This is a genomic window from Lentzea tibetensis, from assembly GCF_007845675.1.
GTDB lineage: Bacteria > Actinomycetota > Actinomycetes > Mycobacteriales > Pseudonocardiaceae > Lentzea > Lentzea tibetensis.
The window spans coordinates 29,600-46,925 of the sequence record NZ_VOBR01000014.1; the positions used below are offsets into that span (position 1 = coordinate 29,600).

Here is a 17,326-nt window from a genome sequence, read left to right on the forward strand (position 1 = left end):
CTCACACCTCTTCCCTGAGGACGACTACGTCCCCGGCCCGCACGGTGAGGCGTCCGGAGACACGTGTGCCGGACAACAACTCGACACCGGACGCGTCGAGCTCTGCGTCGGTGTCGGTGTGGTTGACGGCGAACAGCCACGATACGTGCCCATCAGCTCCGGCACTGCTTCTCCGCACGATCTCAAGTCCAGCACGGGACACCGGAACCGATGCCCCGCGCAGCGCTTCTTCGACCGTTCGGGTCAGGCCCTCACCGGTCAGCCCGCACGCCAGGTACCACGCGACACCGGCGCCGTGCTCGTTGCGCGTCACCGCGGGCACGCCGGGAAGCGGCCCGTCCAGGTACGACGCGACAACCGAAGCACCGCGCGCGTGCAGGTGCTCCGTCCACACCGAAACGGTCGATTCGTCGTCGAGCGAAACGGTTTCTCCTTGGCGCAGCGGGAAGAACTCCTCGGTCCACACGCCGAGCATCTCCCTGAACGCGCCGGGGTAGCCGCCGAGCCTGATCCGCGCGTGCTCGTCCGCGACGCCGGACAGGTAGGTGACCAGTGCGTGCCCGCCACCGGACACGTAGTCCGTGACCACCGCGGCGTCGGCGTCGCGCACCGCGTAGAGCGACGGCACGACCACGAGGCGGTACGACGAGAGGTCCGCGCCGGGAGGCACGAAGTCGACCGTCACGCCCAGCTCCCACAGCGCCCGGTACAGGTCCAGGACGGTGCGCTGGTAGTCGAAGTCCGCGGTGGGGTGCGACGGCTGCCGCGCCGCCCAGCGCGAGTCGTAGTCGTAGACCACCGCGACCGAGGCGTCCACAGTGGACCCGACGACCTCAGCGGCCAGCTGGTACTCGGCGCCGACCTGGCTGACCTCGCGGAACACCTTCGTCTCGGTGCCGGCGTGCGGCACCATCGCCGAGTGGAAGCGCTCCGATCCGCCGCGCGACTGCCGCCACTGGAAGAACAGCGTGCCGTCGGCGCCGCGGGCGATGTGCGCGAACGAGTGCCGCCGCATCTCCCCCGGCAGCTTCGCGATGTTGCGCGGCTGCCAGTTCACCGCGGACGTCGAGTGCTCCATCAGCAACCACGGGTGCCCGCCTGCGAGACCGCGCACCAGGTCCGCGGACAGCGCCAGCTCGACGTGCCGGTCGGGTGACTCGGACTGGGTGTAGTGGTCGTTGGACACGAAGTCGACCTCGCGCGCCCACTTCCAGTAGTCCAGCGCGGCGAACGTCCAGTTCACCATGAAGTTCGTCGTGACCGGCACGTCCGGCGTGATCATCCGCAGCACGTCGCGCTCGGCCTTGTACAGCTCCAGCAACGCGTCCGATGCGAACCGGTCGTAGTCCAGCACCTGGCCGGGGTTGCTGAACGTCGGCGTCACGCGCGGCGGCAGGATCTGCTCCCAGCGCGTGTAGCCCTGGCTCCAGAACGCGGTCGACCACGCGTCGTTCACCTCGTCCAGCGTGTACCGCTCGGCGAGCCAGTCGCGGAACGCGGCGGCGCAGGTGTCGCAGTAGCAGCGCTGGACGTGGCAGCCGTACTCGTTGCCGACGTGCCACGCGGCGAGCGCGGGGTGGTCGCGGTAGTGCGACGCCAACTCGGCCGCGAGCGCCGTGGCGCGTTCCCGGTAGATCGGGGAGGTCGGGCAGTACGCCTGGCGCGAGCCGTGCGAGAGCCGCACGCCGTCCGCGCGGACGGGCAGCATCTCCGGGTACTCGGCGGTGAGCCACGGCGGCGGCGAGGCGGTCGCGGTGGCGAGGTCCACCCGGATCCCGCCCGCGTGCAGCATGTCCATGATCCGGTCGAGCCAGTCGAACCGGTACTCGCTCTTCGCCACCTCGATGCGGGCCCAGCTGAAGATGCCGACGCTGACCAGGTTGACCCCGGCCGCGCGCATGAGCTCGACGTCCTCCGCCCACACGTGCTCGGGCCACTGCTCGGGGTTGTAATCGGCACCCCAGCCGAGGCCGGGCATGCCGGTGGGCCAAGTGGTCACGGCCGCAAGGGTGGCTGACGAACACCCACAACGTCAACACAGTCAAACAGGACTTCTCGTTTGGGTCTGTTCGGCGGTATGAGGTCAACTTCGGGCATGGTCATGCCAGGAAGTGACCAGTGGCCTGGTTTAACGGCTGCGTAACAGGGCTTGACAGGATGTGTGGCTGGGGACACATTGTGCGCAACTTTGTTTGAGTCAGTGTTCGGTTGGTTCAGCCGACGTCACCCGTAGGAGCGATGATGGATCGGTACTCGTCCAGTTCCAGCGCGTTACCGCTGCTCGGTAGGCGGTCCATGCTCAAGGTGATGCTGGCGGGCGCGGGTGTCGCAGCTCTTCCCGGTCTCGCTGCCTGTGGCGGCGGCTCTGACTCCGGCGCGTCGTCAACGAGCGTCAGCTTTGGCAACAACCTGTCCGACCAGGTGCCGAAGGACGCGATCACCGCCGCGGTCAAGGGCTTCGAGAAGAACTCGGGCGGGTTGACCGTCGCCGTCAACACCAAGCAGCACGAGCAGTACCAGGAGCAGATCAACAACTACCTGCAGGGCAAGCCGGACGACGTGCTCGCCTGGTTCGCCGGCTACCGGATGCGGTTCTTCGCCGACAAGGGCCTCACCGGTGACCTGTCCGAGCTGTGGGGCAAGGTCGGCAGCTCGTACTCCGACGCGCTCAAGCAGGCGTCCACGGGCTCGGACGGCAAGCAGTACTTCGTGCCGTTCACGCAGTACCCGTGGGGTCTCTTCTACCGCAAGAGCGTGTGGCAGGAGAAGGGCTACGCGGCCCCGAAGACCCTCGACGAGCTCGTCGCGCTCTGCACCAAGATGAAGACCGACGGTCTCATCCCGATCGCCTTCGCCCAGAAGCAGGGCTGGCCGGGCATGGGCACGTTCGACCAGATCAACTTCCGGACGAACGGCTACCAGTTCCACGTCGACCTGCTGGCAGGCAAGGAGGACTGGCAGGACAAGCGCGTCAAGGACGTCTTCGACACCTGGAAGCGGCTGCTGCCGTTCCACCAGGAGAACGCGCTCGGCCGCGAGTGGCAGGAAGCTGCGCAGTCGTTGCAGCAGAAGAAGTCCGGCATGTACCTGCTGGGTTCGTTCGTCGGTCAGCAGTTCCCCGACGCGGAGAAGGACGACATCGACTTCTTCCCGTTCCCGGAGATCAACCCGCAGCACGGCACGGACACGGTCGAGGCACCGATCGACGGCTACATGATGGCGAAGAAGCCGGCCAACAAGGACGGCGCGATCAAGCTGCTCGAGTACCTGTCCACGGCCGAGCCGCAGCTGGCGTACCTGAAGGCCGACCCGACGGCGGTCGCGACGAACTCGGGCGCGAAGACCGACGGCTACAACGCGCTGCAGAAGAAGGCCGCGCAGGTCATCAAGGAAGCCAAGCACATCACGCAGTTCCTCGACCGCGACACCGACCCCGGTTTCGCGTCCGAGGCGGCGACCAACGGGCTCATCGCGTTCATCAAGAACCCCGATGACATCGACTCCGTGCTCAAGGGCATGGCCGACCAAGCGAAGAACATCTTCAAGTGACTGCCTTGCAAGAAAAGTCGCACGACAAGCGGGCGGCGGACCCCTCGGGTCCGCCGCCCCGGCGCGTCCGCAAGAAGGCCACCACGCTGGCCAAGACCGACAAGCTCGTGCTCGGGCTCATGCTGGGCATCCCCACGCTCGTGCACGTGCTGTTCGTGTGGGTGCCGACGCTGGGCTCGATCGTGCTGTCGTTCAGTTCGTGGGACGGCATCGGCGGGTTCGAGGACATCGAGTGGATCGGTGTCGAGAACTACGTCGAGATCTTCACCGAGTACCCGCGCTTCTGGCCCGCGGTGCAGCACAACCTGATCTGGCTGGTGTTCCTGCTCGTCGTGCCGACGGTGGCGGGCCTGTTCTTCGCCGTACTGCTGGATCGGCAGCTGCGCTTCACCAAGGTCTACCAGAGCGCGCTGTTCATGCCCGTGGTCCTGTCGCTCGCGCTGGTCGGCTTCATCTGGCAGCTGATCTACCGTCCGGACGACGGCCTGCTGAACAGCCTTCTCGGGCTGGAGGGCAAGCCGATCGACTGGCTCGGTGACACGGACATCAACCTGTACGCCGTGCTCGTCGCCGCCGCGTGGCGGCACACCGGCTACATCATGATCCTCTACTTGGCGGGCCTGAAGTCCGTCGACCCGGCGCTGAAGGAAGCGGCCGCGCTGGACGGCGCGAACTCGTGGCAGACGTTCTTCCGCGTGACGTTCCCGGTGATGAAGCCCGTGAACATCGTCGTGCTGGTCGTGACGGTCATCGAGGCGCTGCGCGCGTTCGACATCGTCTACGTCATCAACAAGGGGCGCAACGGACTCGAGCTGCTGTCGGTGCTGGTGACGGACAACATCATCGGCGAGGCCAGCCGGATCGGCCGCGGCTCCGCGGTCGCGGTGGTGCTGCTGACGATCTCGCTCGGCACGATCATCACGTTCCTGTACCAGACGTTCAGCAAGGAGAGCCGGTCGTGACCGCGGCAGTGGCAACCCAGCGCAAGCGGTCGGTCAGCATCGGCACGATCGCCACGCACACGTTCCTGGTGGTCGCCTGCCTCGGCGTCCTGGCGCCGTTGTTGTGGGCGCTCTACGCCTCGCTGCGCACGTACGACGACACGTCGACCAACGGCTACTTCTCGATCGCGAAGTCGTTGACGCTGAAGAACTACAGCAACGCGTGGGAGATCGGCGACCTGCCGCACTACTACTTGAACACGTTCCTCATCACCATCCCCGCGCTGGTGATCACGTTGCTCCTGTCGTCGATGGTGGCGTTCGGCGTGGCGCGGTTCAGCTTCAAGTTCAACCTGGTGCTGCTGATGCTCTTCACCGCGGGCAACCTGTTGCCGCAGCAGGTCATCGCGACTCCGCTGTGGCGGTTGTACCGGCTGATCGAGGTGCCGCTGTGGGTGAGCGACAGCGAGTCGCTGATCGACTCGACGCTCGGCGTCATCCTGATCCACATCGCGTTCCAGTCCGGCTTCTGCACGTTCGTGCTGTCGAACTACATGAAGACGATCCCGTACGAGCTGACCGAGGCCGCGCGGGTGGACGGTGCGTCGGTGTGGCGGCAGTACTGGCAGCTGACGATGCCGTTGTGCCGCCCGGTGCTGGCGGCTCTGGCCACGCTGCAGTTCACCTGGATCTACAACGACTTCCTGTGGGGACTCGTGCTGATCCAGACCGGTGACAAGATGCCGATCACCTCGGGGTTGCTGAACCTCAAGGGCGCGTTCTTCACCGACAACAACCTGCTCGCCGCGGGCTCGATGATGGTCGCGTTGCCGACCCTGATCGTGTTCTTCGCGCTGCAGCGCCACTTCATCGGCGGGCTCACCCTCGGATCCACGAAAGGCTAGTGAATGCGCACGGTTGCCGAGATCGGCGTCGATCCCGCACGCGCTCAGGTGCACGAGCAGGGCTGGCAGTCGTGGTCACCGTCGACCGGGTACGCGCTGGACGCCGCGCCGTACCGCTGGGTGGACAAGCCGCACCGGATCAGCTCGTACCGCTACGAGAACTCCCAGGGCACGGACGTGTTCTGGGGCGAGGGCCTGCTGGCCGTCGACCCCGGTGACGGCTCGCCGGTCACGCTGGTCGCCGCGGCCTCGCCGTTGACGGAAGTGCCCTCGATCCAGGCACAGGTCGTCGGCGACAAGGTCGTCGTGTCCGCCAACGGTGAAGTCGTGGTGCGGACGGACACCTCGGTCGAGGCCGCTCTGACGCACTGGGCGGACGACCTCGTCGCCTCGCTCGGCCTGGCCGCACCTCGGCCCGCGCCGACGATCTGGTGCTCGTGGTACCAGTACTTCACCGACGTCACCGAGTCCGATGTGGACTCGAACCTGGCGCTGATGAAGACGCTGGACCTGCCGATCGACGTGGTGCAGGTCGACGACGGCTACCAGGCGGAGATCGGTGACTGGCTGATCCCCTCCGGCCGCTTCGCCGACGTACCGGGACTCTTCGAGCGGATCCGTTCGAACGGCCGTCGCGCGGGCATCTGGACCGCGCCGTTCCTGGTCGCCGAGAACTCGCGGACGTTCGCGTCGCACCCCGAGTGGCTGGTCCGTTCCTCCGACGGCGCACCGGTGTCGGCCGGGTACAACTGGCACCAGAACCTGTACGCGCTGGACACCACGAACCCCGGTGCGCGCGACTACTTGCGCGCGGTGTTCTCGACGTTCACCTCGTGGGGCATCGACTTCCACAAGACGGACTTCATCTACGCCGCGGCAATCCCCGGTGTGCGCCATGAGGACGTGTCGCCGATCGAGGCGTACCGGTCCGGTGTGTCGCTCATCCGCGAGGTGATCGGCTCGTCCTACCTGCTCGGCTGCGGTGCGCCGCAGCTGCCGTCGATCGGCCTGTTCGACGCCATGCGCGTGTCGCCGGACATCGCGCCCACCTACGCGTCGTTCAACGGCGACGCGTCCATGCCGAGCCAGTTCGGGGCGACGTTGAACGGCGTGTCCCGCGCGTTCCAGCACGGCCGGTTCTGGGTCAACGACCCGGACTGCGTCGTGGCGCGGCCGGAGATCGAGCGGCGCGAGGAGTGGGCGGCGCACGTGTCGCGGTACGGCGGGCTGCGCGGCTCGTCGGACGGGCTGGACCAGCTCGACGAGTGGGGCCTGGCCACCACGCGACGCCTGCTCTCCGAGCCCGTGCCGCGGTACTTCGTTCAGTCCTGATTTGCCGTCAACTGCGCGCTCAGCACCGAAAACTGTCAGACCTGGCTGGGAGAATCAAAGCAGGGGTCCCCTGGGCGGGGACCCCTGCTTCAGCTTCAGGGCGAAGTCGTTCGGGCTTGTCAGGTGGGGACTCCGAGGAGTTGGAGTGGTCGTGTGGGGTTGCGGGCCGTGGTCCGCAACCCCGCGTGCGGACGTGGGCGGGGTGGGCGTGATCACCGGTCAGGCTGGTCAGCCCGAGCGCGGTGTGCGCGCTGCGGACGCCGGTGGCGTGGTGGTGGACGTAGCGCTCAACACAGAACGCGTGCCCCGCGTGGGGAAAGTCGAGGACCGGGTAGCGGGTAGCCGAGGTGGTCACCGAGTGGTGCGACCGCGACGGTGCGACGTTCGGTGCGACCGTGCTCGCGATCGGTGAACTCCAGCGTGGGAAGGCCGGACCAGGGCAACGAGTCCAGCTGCGGGTAGAGCTTGATCACCGGGACCAGCCGATCCACCACAGCGGGGATCGGGCAGGACGACAAGGCGGGCAGGGCACTCCCACAAGATCATGCAACTTAGACGCTCACATGATCAACGAGCGCCGTGCACGCCCCTTGTCCAGGCCACATGACTTTGCCGGAACCCGCCCCCGGCGGGACCCTGCGTCAGCTTCTGGCGACGAGCGACTGGCCCTGAGGGCTAGTTGCCGCCCTGCGGGTTGTGGTCCGAGATGGTCTGCCACCGGGACACCGGCATCACGATCACGCGGGCCTTGCCCACCACGTTGGAGATCGGGACGGCGCCGTCCGCGGGCGTCGGGTCGCCGTGCCGCCGCGAGTCGGCGGAGTTGTTCCGGTTGTCGCCCATGACCCAGATCCGGCCCTCGGGCACGGTCACCTTGTCGAACGGCTCCTGCTTCTGCTCGCCGGGCAGGTTCAGGTACGGCTCGTCGAGCGGCTTGCCGTCGACCAGCACGCGGCCCTGCTCGTCGCAGCACTCGACGGTCTGGCCGCCGACGGCGATGACGCGCTTGATGAAGTCCGTGCCGCTCGGCTCGGACAGGTTCACCATCGAGCCGAGGTCCTGCACGGTGCCGACGAAGAAGTTCGGCGGCTCCTGGCCACCGGTCCAGTTCGGCGGGCCGCGGAAGACGACCACGTCACCGGGCTTCGGGTCGCCGAACAGGTAGGTGATCTTGTCGACCAGCACCTTGTCGTTCACGCACTCGGAACAGCCGTGCAGCGTCGTCTCCATCGATGCCGACGGGATGACGAAGACGCGCGCGATGAACGTCTGGATGACCGTGGTCAGCACGACCGCGACGACCGCGATGACCAGCAGCTCGCGCCAGAACGGCTGCTTCTTCTTCGGCTTCTTCGGCGGCTTCGACGAGGAACGCTCCGACGTCGCCCACTCGGGCCCGCGCTCAGCGGGCGAGTACCGCTGGGTCTCCTCGGACGGCTCGGGTGTGTTCCCGATGCGCACGGTCTCGGCCGGCGCCGCGAGGGACTCCCACGAACCCGAGGGCGAATCGGGTGATTCGGACGATCGTGCACGCCGACGCAGCTTGCTCGTCGAGCCGGGCTCGTCGTTCACTCGATGACTCACGCAACCACCTTACGGACGTCCCGGTAGGCGCAACGTGAACAGGGCACCGCCCTCGGGCGCTCTGCCCGCGTAAGCCGTGCCGCCGTGCCGCGCCGCCACCTGCTTGACGATCGCCAGCCCGAGCCCGGATCCCGGCAGGGTCCGCGCCTCGGACGAGCGGTAAAAACGCTCGAAAACGTGTGGTAGATCGGTGTCCGCGAGGCCGGGACCGGAGTCCGCCACCTCGATCACCGCGCTCCCGTCACCGCTCTGCCTGAGCTCCAGACGTACCACGCCACCGTCCGGGCTGAACTTCACCGCGTTGTCGAGGAGATTCAGCACGGCCCGTTCGAGCGCGCTGGAATCACCCAGAAGTGTCCACGGTTGGAGCCGGACTTCAAAGGAGACGTCCGTCGTGGACGCCCGCCTCCTGGCCCGGTCGAGTGCGCGTTCGACGACCTCGACGAGGTCGACGGGCTCGTGGATGACCTGCGGCGCGTCCTCGCGGGCCAGCTCGACCAGGTCGCCGATCAACGTGGTCAGCTCGTCGAGCTGGCCGCGCACGTCGGCGTGGATCTCGGTCTTGTCCTCGTCGGACAGCGTCGGCCGGTCCGGTCGTTCGGACGCCAGCAGCAGCTCGAGGTTGGTCCGCATCGAGGTCAGCGGCGTGCGCAGCTCGTGGCCGGCGTCCGCGACCAGCCTGCGCTGGCGTTCCTGCGACTCGGCGACCGCGCCGAGCATCGCGTTGAAGCTGTGCGTCAGCCGCGCCAGCTCGTCGTCACCGGACACCGGGATCGGGGTCAGGTCACCGGTGTTGGCGACCCGCTCGGTGGCGTCGGTGAGGCGCTGCACCGGCCGCAGGCCCGTGCGCGCGACGGCGGTGCCCGCGATGGCCGCGAACAGCACGCCCGCACCGCCGATGAGCAGCAGCACGACGCTCAGCTTGGCCAGCGTGGTGCGCTGCTGGCGCAGCGACTGCGCGACGACGATGGCCTGGTCGTCGCCGTACGGTACGGAGATGACCCGCATGTCGGTCTTGCTGTCCGTCCACAGGTGCTCGGGCAGCTCGCCCTTCGCGACCAGCAGGTCGGCGGGGTGCGTCGGGGGCGGCGGCGAGTACTTGGGCGACACGATCCGGCCGGACGCGGACAGCAGCCCGATCCGGACGTCACCGGCGACCAGCACGGCCGCGGGAACGGAGGTGACCTCGCTCTCGACGATCGGCGAGTTCACCGCCGACACGGCGCGCTGGCGCAGGTTCTCGTCGAGCGAGTCGACCAGGTTGTCCTGGACGACCACGTACGCGCCGAGAGACACGAGGGCGACGGCGCCGGCCACGCAGAACGCGGCCAGCCACGTCACCCGTGCGCGCAGTGAGGCGCGCTGGAACCGGCCCTGGTGAGCCAGGTTCACGGAGGGGTCTCGCGGAGGACGTAGCCCACTCCACGAACCGTGTGGATCAGGCGCGGCTCCCCATCCGCCTCGGTCTTGCGGCGGAGATACCCGACGTAGACCTCCAGTGCGTTGCCTGATGTCGGGAAGTCGTATCCCCACACGTCCTCCAGGATCCGGCCGCGGGTCAGCACCTGTCGCGGGTGCGCCAGCAGCAGTTCGAGCAGCGAGAACTCGGTGCGCGTGAGGCTGATCGGACGATCACCCCTGCGCACGTCCCTGGTCGACGGGTCGAGCTCGAGATCGGCGAACTTGAGAACGGCGGCCGGTGACGAGGCCGCGTCCGCGTCCGTGGCCGACCTGCGCAGCAGCGCGCGCAGCCGGGCCAGCAGTTCTTCCAGTGCGAACGGCTTGGGCAGGTAGTCGTCGGCACCCGCGTCCAGCCCGGACACCCGGTCGCTCACGGCGTCGCGGGCGGTCAGCACGAGGATCGGCAGGTCGTCGCCGGTGCTGCGCAGCCTGCGACACACCTCCAGCCCGTCCAGCCGGGGCATCATGACGTCCAGGACCATCGCGTCCGGTCGCTGCGCGGTCACCGACTCGAGCGCCTGCATGCCGTCGCCAGCGCATTCGACCTGGTAGCCGTTGAACTGGAGCGAACGGCGCAGTGACTCGCGGATCTGCCGGTCGTCATCGACAACGAGAATGCGCATGGCTGCAGTGTTGCTTGTCGTCCTGAGAGGCGCCTGAGAAGGGCCTCAACAGCGGATGTGAGTTGCGTGTTAACCCTCAAGGCCCCTGGCCACCGGCGCGTTCCACTTCCGCCACAGCGCCACCAGGCGCAACGCCACGATCAGCCCGGACGCCGCGAGCGCCACCGGCGCCTCGGGCAGCCGGGCCCAGTGGCCGACCACGATGACGACGGCACCGGCGAGCGCGGCGACGGCGTAGATCTCCCTGCGCAGCACCATCGGGATCTCGCGCAGCAGCAGGTCGCGCACGGCGCCGCCGCCGATGCCGGACGTCATGCCGATCAGGCACGCCGCGTACGGGGTCGCGCCGAGCGCGAGCGCGGTGGTCGTGCCGGAGGTGACGAACAGGCCGAGCCCGACCGCGTCCAGCAGCAACACGCTGCGGCGCAGCCGGGCGACCTGCGGGTGGTAGAAGAAGACGATCAGTCCGGTGAGCGCGGGAACGAGCAGGTAGGGCCAGTTCCGCAGGCTCGTCGGCGGGTGCACGCCCAGCAGCACGTCCCTGATGATGCCGCCGCCGAGCGCGGTCGTCAGCGCCACCACGATGACGCCGAACACGTCGAGCCTCGCCCGGACGGCCGCGACGGCCCCGGACGCCGCGAAGACGGCGATACCGATCATTTCCAGTGCGATGAGCAGCACGGGAGCGGAGATTACGTCCTTCGGGCGATGGCCACGAGATAACCCCACTCCGGGAGCGCCGCGATCGGCGAGCGCACCACGTCGAGGTACGCCTTCGCCTCGTCGCCGAACCGCTCGACGAGCTCGTCGTGGTGCTCGGTGGCGCCCGCGGCGAGCCGCTCCATCGTCTTCTTCGTGTGCTCGCTGATGTCACGCAGCTCGACCGGCTCCAGGCCGGCCTCGGTGAGCAGCACCCGGTAGTCCTCGATCGTCGGCACGGGCGTCAGCGCGAACGTCTCCAGCGCGGGCCCGAGCGCCGCCTCGCTCTCCTGGCTGAGCGGTCCGCGCTGGATGATGTCCGCGACGACCACCAGCCCGCCGGGCCGCACGACGCGCGCCAGCTCGGTCAGCGCCTTCGGCCGGTCCATGTGCAGCAACGACTCGAACGCCCACGCGGCGTCGAAGTGGGCGTCCGGGAACGGCAGTGCCAGCGCGTCCGCGCACACGAACGAGGCACGGCCACCCGCGCGCCGGTTGGCCTCGTCCACCTGCGCCTGGTTGATCGAGATGCCGACGACCTCGGCGCCCGTCGCGTCGGCCAGCGCGAGCGCGGGCACGCCGACGCCGCAACCGAGGTCGAGCACGCGATCGTCCGCGGAGACGTCGACCAACGAGATCATCAGGTCGGTGAGCCGTTGCGCGGCGATCCGGTTGGAACTGTCGTCGGTGTCGGAAACCCAGTAGCCGTAGTGGAAGTTGTCGTCCCAGATCTTCAGCAGCACGTGGCTGTAGACGTCGTAGAACCTCGAGACGTCGCGCTCGGCGTTGGTGCGCAGGGGAAGCGCCTCCAGGCCGCGGCTCAGCAGGGACATCCGCCACCGCAGTTCCTCGGCGGGGACGGCCAGTCGCAGGTTCGGGCAGCGGGTGATCAGCTCGCGCAGCGCGACCTCGGTCTCGATGCGGGCGAGCGCGGCGCCGATGCAGTAGTGGACGCCGTGCCCGAACCCGAGGTGTGCACGCGCGTCACGTGTCACGTCCAACTGGCCCGCGTGCTCGAAGGCGCTCTCGTCGCGGTTTGCGGACAGCAGCGAGACGAACACGACCGCGCCCGCCGGGATCGTCACGCCGGCGACCTCGACGGGTTCGGTGGTGTAGCGGAACGTCGAGGTGTGCACCGAGCCGTCGAACCGGATGAGCTCGTCGACGGCGCCGCGGACCAGGTCGGGGTCGTGCCGAAGGATCCGCAGCTGCTCGGGGTTCTGGAGCAGTGCGAGCACGGCGTTGCCGATGAGGTTCGACGTGGTCTCGAACCCGCCGATGATCATCACCGCGATGAGCGAGATCAGCTCGTCCTCGGTGAGCTCGTCCTCGGTGTCGCGGAGGTGGATGAGCGAGCTGATGAGATCCGCGCCGGGCGCGACGCGCTTGGTCATCACCAGACCGGCGATGTGGTCGTGCAACGCCCTGCTGTGCGCCGCGACCCGCTCGACCGGCGCGAACGACAGCGACACCATGGTCTGCGTCCACTCCAGCAGCGCCGGACTGTCCTCTTCGGGCACGCCCAGCAGCGCGCAGATCACCTTGACCGGCAGCTGCGCGGCGAACGCGGACACCAGGTCGACGACGTCGTAGCCCTCCATGCCGTCGAGCAGCGAGCCGACGATGCGCTCGATGCCGGGGCACAACGACTCCACCTGCCGCACCGTGCACGCGCGGCTCACCAGCCGCCGCAGCCGGAGGTGGTCCGGTCCGTCGACCGACAGCAGGTTGTCCCGCAGCGGTCCGGGCAACGCGGCGAAGTTGCGCGCCTCGGCGGTGTCCGGGTCCAACAGGTGCATCGCGTCGCGCACGGACTTGCTCAGCCTCGGATCGGAGAGCACGTCCCTGGCGTCGTCGTGACGGGTGACGACCCAGATCTTCATCCCGTTCGGGGTGAGGGTGGGAAAGACCGGCGCATCGGCCCGCAGCCGTGCGTAGGTGGGGTGGGGATCGCGGATGAAGCCGGCACCCAGCACCGCACCGTCCATAGTGGCCTCTTGGTCCATGGCCAGACGAACGGGCCGCGCCCTCCCGCTAGTTCAAGTGAGACGGAATGTCGTCGACACCTGTGACCTGAACCACCTCGGCCTCAGAAGAAGTCGGCCAGCCTCGGCACACCCGGTGCGGCGGCGAGCTGGTCGAGCAGCGCGGCGTCGGCGGGGTCGCCGTCGAGCAGCCCGGCGCGGCGCAGCGCGTGCGTGTCGTGCATGCCGGAGAACCACGGCCCGAGCGCCCGCGCCGTCATCGTCACGGCACCGGACCCACCCGGTTCACAACGGACGGAGCCGTCCTCGACGACGATGCGATGCCTGCCCGCGTGCCACGGCGCGGTCTCGTCGACCACCTCGATGTCGACGGCGCTGTCGCGCAGGTGCGTGGGCCAGCCGCGCGCGGCGACCGCGGCGGGCAGATCGACCACGCGCATCAGCCAGGTGGACCGGCCGACGTCGTAGCGCAGCTGCTGCGACGTCAGGAACGACAGCAGCCCGGGATCGGTGATCCTGATCTGGAGGTTCTCCACGATGCCCGTCCAGGACTTGAGCTCGGCGAGCAACGAGAGCTGCGCGTCCGGGTCGGTGCCGATGAGGTCGAACACCTTGAGCCCGCCGTCGGACTGCCGTTGCGCCGTCAGGTAACCGCGCACGGTCCCGTCGTCGCCGGGCAGGACGCTGACGGTGTCCATCTCGAGCACTTTGGACACGTCGACGCGCGGCGGCCGCCGGTCGATCATGCCGTTGACGGTGCGCGCGAGGCCGACGTAGCACTCGTGCAACGCCTTGAGCGTGTTCTCGGTGGCGGGCTCGGCCCGCAGCCGGGTGCCGGGCTTGGGTGCGGCGAGCAGCCGGTCCATCGGCAGCGTCGTCCACTCGAAGACGCCCGCGCGGTCCCAGCCGCGCGTCCGGTACAGCTCGGGCACCGTCGGGTAGAGCACGGAGAGCACCTGGCCGTGTTCACGCATGGTGCGCAGCGCGGTGTCGAGCAGCTGCGACGCGACGCCGCGCCCGCGTGCGTACGGGTCGACGGCGACGCCGCCGATGCCGCCCATCGGCACGGCCCTGCCGCCGAAGAACTGCGCGTACTCGCCGATGCCCAGCACGCCGGCCGGTCGGCCGTCGAGCGCGGCGACCAGTCCCCGCGAGCCGGGTTCGATCCGCGGGGCGTCCTCGTTCACCCTGCCGAAGGCGAGCTTCCGGATGCGCTGGACGTGCTCGAAGTCGTCTTCGGTCTGTTCACGAATGTCCACACCACACTGACTACCAGGAGAAGAAGCCCTGCTTCGACTTCCGGCCCAGTTCTCCCCTGGCGACCATGTCCCTGAGCAGCTGCGGCGGCTCGAACCTCGGGCCCAGCTCGCGGGCGAGGTGCTCGGCGATCGCCAGCCGGACGTCCAGTCCGACCAGGTCGGTCAGCCTGAGCGGCCCCATCGGCCAGCCGTAGCCCAGCCGCATGCCGGTGTCGATGTCCTCGGCGGACGCGACGCCCTCCTCCAGCATCCGGATGGCTTCCATGCCGACCGCGACGCCCAGGCGTGACGTGGCGAAACCGGGCGAGTCGCGCACCTCGATGACGGTCTTGCCCATCTCCTCGGCCCACTTGCGGGCCTTGGCGACGTTCACCGGGTCGACCCCGGAGTGGTGGACGAGCTCGACGAGCTGCTGCACCGGAACGGGGTTGAAGAAGTGCATGCCCAGCACGCGGTCGCCGGGCAGTCCCTCGGCGATGTCCGCGATGGACAGGCTGGAGGTGTTCGACGCGAGCACCGCGCCGGGGCAGGCGTCGGCCGCCCTGGTGAGGACCTCTCGCTTCAGCTCGACGGTCTCCGGCACGGCCTCGACGACCAGCTCGGCGTCGCCGGGGAGCGTGAAGTCACCGGTCACCGCGAGGTTGGCGAACACCTCGTCCGCGTTGTCGAGCTTGCCGCGTTCCTGCGCCTTGGCGAGTGACGCCTTCACGGCCTTGAACGCGTGGTCGCAGCGCTCGGGCGCCTCGGCGAGCGTGACCTCGTGGCCGTGCGCGAGCAGCAGGTGCGCGATGCCCGCGCCCATGGTGCCGCCGCCGATCACCACGGCCTTCACGCGACGACCTCGGCGGTGAACATGCTGACCAGCTCCATGCCCCCGATCTCGGTGAGGTTCGCACCGGAGGTCGCCCACTCGGGGGTCTGGAAGGCCGCGCGCATCGCTTCCTTCGACTCGAAGTACAGCTCGGCGATCAGGTGCAGCTCGGTGTCACCGAGGAAGCCGGGCACGACGACCCGCTGGATCTTGGCGACCTCGGCCCTGACCAGCCCCGGCACCGAGTCGGCGATCGGCAGGTGCGTCTCGAAGTACTTCTGGTCGAAGCCCTCCGGGTCGGCGGGTTTCTTGTACAGGGCGACGTACTTGATCATGTGACACTCCCGATGTCGACTCGCCCAGCACTGTAACGCTGCTCCGGTTGGGGCGACCGGGCACGATGGAGGTGTGCGGATCATCCTCGTGCGGCACGGGCAGAGCCTCGGCAACGTCGACGAACTGGCCTACTGCCGAATACCCGACCACGCGCTCCCGCTGACGCCCACGGGCGAACGGCAGGCGCGCACGGTCGGGCCGCAGGTGCGCGCGTTGATCGGTGACGGGCCGGTCGCCGTGTACGTCTCGCCCTACAAGCGCACGCGCAAGACGTTCGAGCTGCTGGACGTCGCGGCCGAGCGGATCGTCGCGGAGCCGCGGCTGCGCGAGCAGGACTGGGGCAACCTGCAGGACCCGGTGCAGCAGGAGATGCTCAAGCACCAGCGGCACGCGTTCGGCCACTTCTTCTTCCGGCTGCCCAACGGCGAGTCCGGTGCGGACGTCGACGACCGGATCGCCGCGTTCCTCGGCGAGCTGCAGTTCCGGATGCTGATGGACCGGGCGCACCCGAAGACCGTGCTGATCGTGTCGCACGGTCTGACGATCCGGTTGCTGTGCCGCCGGTTGTTCTCGTGGAGCGTCGATCTCTTCGAGTCTCTGTCCAATTTGGACACCTGCGAGAACAGGGTGCTGGACTTCGTCGACTCGGAGTGGAGGCTCGACCGCCCGTTCACGCAGTGGCGGGACTCGCCGGACGGTGCGACCCAGCTGGGCCCACCGGTTCCCTAGTGCGCGGTGACGGTGCCCGGTGATGCGCGGGTCAGCAGCTTGACGACGCGGACCGCTCCGCTGGCGAGCGTCGCCAGCACGGCGAGCTGCACCATGAGCGCGAGCACCCACTGCGTCTCGGCCGTGAACGTCAGGTCTCCGGACGGGCCGACCATGAACGTGGCGTACAGGCCCCAGCACTGGAGCGCGGCCAGCACCGCGCCGACGACCGTCGTGTGCAGCGAGACGACGAGCACGACCGCCACGAGCAGCACGAGCGCGAGCAGCGGCCATGCGGCCGTCACCACGCTCACCGCCACTCCGCAGCCGAATCCGAGTGCCGAGCCGTAGCCACCACCGATTCTTCGCATCAGAACGGTCTATCGTCGCGCTGAGATTTGCGCCACCTCACCGGTGTGAAGTTACTGCTTTCGCGTGAGGCACGATCGTACGAATGAGCCTGGCCGACCTGTACGAGGTGTTGCACCGCCGCCGCGACACCAGGGGCGAGTTCACCGGTGCGGAAATTCAAGACGACGTGCTGCGCCGCATCCTGGCGGCCGCGCACGCGGCGCCCAGCGTCGGGCTTTCCCAGCCGTGGGACTTCGTGCTCGTGAAGAACCAGGACACCCGGCGCGCGTTCCGCGACCACGTGCAGGCCGAGCGCAGCGTGTTCGCCGCCGGGTTGGAGGGTGAACGAGCTGAGCTGTTCAGCCGTATCAAAGTCGAAGGCGTCATGGAGTCGAGCCTCGGCGTCGTCGTCACGTACGACCCGGACCGCGGATCACCTGCGGTGCTGGGACGGCACGCGATCGCCGACGCGGGGCTCTACTCGGTGTGCCTCGCGATCCAGAACCTCTGGCTCGCGGCCACGGCCGAAGGGCTCGGCGTCGGCTGGGTGAGCTTCTACCGGGAGGACGTGCTGCGACGGCTGCTCGACATCCCGGCCCGGCTGCGCCCGGTCGCGTGGCTCTGCGTGGGCCCTGTTCGTTCTTTGCCGGAAACCCCGGATCTGGAACGTCACGGTTGGCGCAACCGTCTACCTCTCGATGACGTCCTGCACCACGATCGGTACAGGGCGCGACCATCCCGGTAGCCTGTGGGGGCTCAACCGGCCGCGCGGCGAGTCGGAA

The 17,326-nt window shown here is 68.6% G+C and carries 17 protein-coding genes; 6 read left to right on the forward strand and 11 right to left on the reverse strand.

Translation table 11 applies throughout. The annotated features are described in order from the left end of the window. Position 1: 1 nt before the first annotated feature. Positions 2–1,999, reverse strand: coding sequence for a beta-galactosidase (locus FKR81_RS22100; RefSeq protein WP_222598364.1), 1,998 nt, complete (start codon positions 1,997–1,999; stop codon positions 2–4). Between the two features lie 242 nt (positions 2,000–2,241). Here FKR81_RS22100 and FKR81_RS22105 point away from each other — a divergent pair, with 242 nt between their 5' ends. From FKR81_RS22105 to FKR81_RS22120, 4 genes are read left to right on the forward strand one after another with little or no spacing between them, the layout of a single operon-like run. Next, a complete protein-coding gene (locus tag FKR81_RS22105) occupies positions 2,242–3,549 on the forward strand; it encodes an ABC transporter substrate-binding protein (protein WP_186763104.1) in 1,308 nt (435 codons plus the stop codon). Next, entirely contained in the window at positions 3,546–4,511 is a 966-nt protein-coding gene (locus FKR81_RS22110; RefSeq protein WP_235921695.1) for a carbohydrate ABC transporter permease, read from the forward strand. The genes FKR81_RS22105 and FKR81_RS22110 overlap by 4 nt, the downstream gene beginning before the upstream one ends. Beyond that, the gene (locus FKR81_RS22115; protein WP_146354033.1) at positions 4,508–5,395 is read left to right on the forward strand and encodes a carbohydrate ABC transporter permease; all 888 of its coding nucleotides are present in this window, start codon (positions 4,508–4,510) and stop codon (positions 5,393–5,395) included. The genes FKR81_RS22110 and FKR81_RS22115 overlap by 4 nt, the downstream gene beginning before the upstream one ends. Before the next feature lie 3 nt (positions 5,396–5,398). Beyond that, the gene (locus tag FKR81_RS22120) at positions 5,399–6,727 is read left to right on the forward strand and encodes a glycoside hydrolase family 36 protein (protein WP_146354034.1); all 1,329 of its coding nucleotides are present in this window, start codon (positions 5,399–5,401) and stop codon (positions 6,725–6,727) included. Positions 6,728–7,014: 287 nt separating this feature from the next. Here the strand turns inward: FKR81_RS22120 and FKR81_RS22125 are convergent, their stop codons facing one another. From FKR81_RS22125 to FKR81_RS22165, 9 genes are all read right to left on the reverse strand, one after another. Further along, the gene (locus tag FKR81_RS22125; protein ID WP_146354035.1) at positions 7,015–7,218 is read right to left on the reverse strand and encodes a hypothetical protein; all 204 of its coding nucleotides are present in this window, start codon (positions 7,216–7,218) and stop codon (positions 7,015–7,017) included. Between the two features lie 184 nt (positions 7,219–7,402). Then, entirely contained in the window at positions 7,403–8,311 is a 909-nt protein-coding gene (gene lepB / locus FKR81_RS22130; RefSeq protein WP_235921696.1) for a signal peptidase I, read from the reverse strand. 9 nt (positions 8,312–8,320) lie between these two features. After that, entirely contained in the window at positions 8,321–9,703 is a 1,383-nt protein-coding gene (locus FKR81_RS22135; RefSeq protein ID WP_146354036.1) for a sensor histidine kinase, read from the reverse strand. Further along, positions 9,700–10,395, reverse strand: coding sequence for a response regulator transcription factor (locus tag FKR81_RS22140; protein WP_146354037.1), 696 nt, complete (start codon positions 10,393–10,395; stop codon positions 9,700–9,702). Before FKR81_RS22140 ends, FKR81_RS22135 begins: the two co-directional genes overlap by 4 nt. Before the next feature lie 69 nt (positions 10,396–10,464). Next, positions 10,465–11,076 (reverse strand): trimeric intracellular cation channel family protein, encoded by a 612-nt coding sequence (locus FKR81_RS22145; RefSeq protein ID WP_146354038.1) that lies wholly within the window; start codon positions 11,074–11,076, stop codon positions 10,465–10,467. Positions 11,077–11,087: 11 nt separating this feature from the next. Continuing rightward, a complete protein-coding gene (locus FKR81_RS22150; RefSeq protein ID WP_146354039.1) occupies positions 11,088–13,082 on the reverse strand; it encodes a cytochrome P450 in 1,995 nt (664 codons plus the stop codon). A gap of 101 nt (positions 13,083–13,183) precedes the next feature. Beyond that, entirely contained in the window at positions 13,184–14,338 is a 1,155-nt protein-coding gene (locus FKR81_RS22155) for a GNAT family N-acetyltransferase (protein WP_146354040.1), read from the reverse strand. A 10-nt stretch (positions 14,339–14,348) separates the two neighbouring features. Further along, positions 14,349–15,170: a 3-hydroxyacyl-CoA dehydrogenase family protein gene (locus tag FKR81_RS22160; protein WP_146354041.1), complete on the reverse strand. Its 822-nt coding sequence runs from the start codon at positions 15,168–15,170 to the stop codon at positions 14,349–14,351. Beyond that, on the reverse strand, positions 15,167–15,484 hold the full coding sequence (locus FKR81_RS22165) for an EthD family reductase (protein ID WP_146354042.1): 318 nt from the start codon (positions 15,482–15,484) through the stop codon (positions 15,167–15,169). Before FKR81_RS22165 ends, FKR81_RS22160 begins: the two co-directional genes overlap by 4 nt. A 73-nt stretch (positions 15,485–15,557) precedes the next feature. Here FKR81_RS22165 and FKR81_RS22170 point away from each other — a divergent pair, with 73 nt between their 5' ends. Further along, positions 15,558–16,214, forward strand: a complete 657-nt coding sequence (locus FKR81_RS22170) for a histidine phosphatase family protein (protein ID WP_146354043.1) — start codon at positions 15,558–15,560, stop codon at positions 16,212–16,214. On the opposite strand, the gene FKR81_RS22175 is transcribed toward FKR81_RS22170, so the two are convergent. After that, positions 16,211–16,564: a hypothetical protein gene (locus tag FKR81_RS22175; protein ID WP_146354044.1), complete on the reverse strand. Its 354-nt coding sequence runs from the start codon at positions 16,562–16,564 to the stop codon at positions 16,211–16,213. The two genes, FKR81_RS22170 and FKR81_RS22175, sit on opposite strands and share 4 nt — an antisense overlap. An 83-nt stretch (positions 16,565–16,647) precedes the next feature. Between FKR81_RS22175 and bluB the strand changes: the two genes are divergently transcribed. Next, on the forward strand, positions 16,648–17,289 hold the full coding sequence (bluB, locus tag FKR81_RS22180) for a 5,6-dimethylbenzimidazole synthase (protein WP_146354045.1): 642 nt from the start codon (positions 16,648–16,650) through the stop codon (positions 17,287–17,289). Positions 17,290–17,326: the final 37 nt, after the last annotated feature.

Bases quoted from the DNA above. Each gene is read 5' to 3' on its own strand.
- FKR81_RS22105 (WP_186763104.1), top strand. From the start codon at position 2,242: ATGGATCGGTACTCGTCCAGTTCCAGCGCGTTACCGCTGCTCGGTAGG.
- FKR81_RS22120 (WP_146354034.1), top strand. From the start codon at position 5,399: ATGCGCACGGTTGCCGAGATCGGCGTCGATCCCGCACGCGCTCAGGTG.
- FKR81_RS22140 (WP_146354037.1), bottom strand. From the start codon at position 10,395: ATGCGCATTCTCGTTGTCGATGACGACCGGCAGATCCGCGAGTCACTG.
- FKR81_RS22150 (WP_146354039.1), bottom strand. From the start codon at position 13,082: ATGGACGGTGCGGTGCTGGGTGCCGGCTTCATCCGCGATCCCCACCCC.
- FKR81_RS22165 (WP_146354042.1), bottom strand. From the start codon at position 15,484: ATGATCAAGTACGTCGCCCTGTACAAGAAACCCGCCGACCCGGAGGGC.
- FKR81_RS22175 (WP_146354044.1), bottom strand. From the start codon at position 16,564: ATGCGAAGAATCGGTGGTGGCTACGGCTCGGCACTCGGATTCGGCTGC.
- bluB (WP_146354045.1), top strand. From the start codon at position 16,648: ATGAGCCTGGCCGACCTGTACGAGGTGTTGCACCGCCGCCGCGACACC.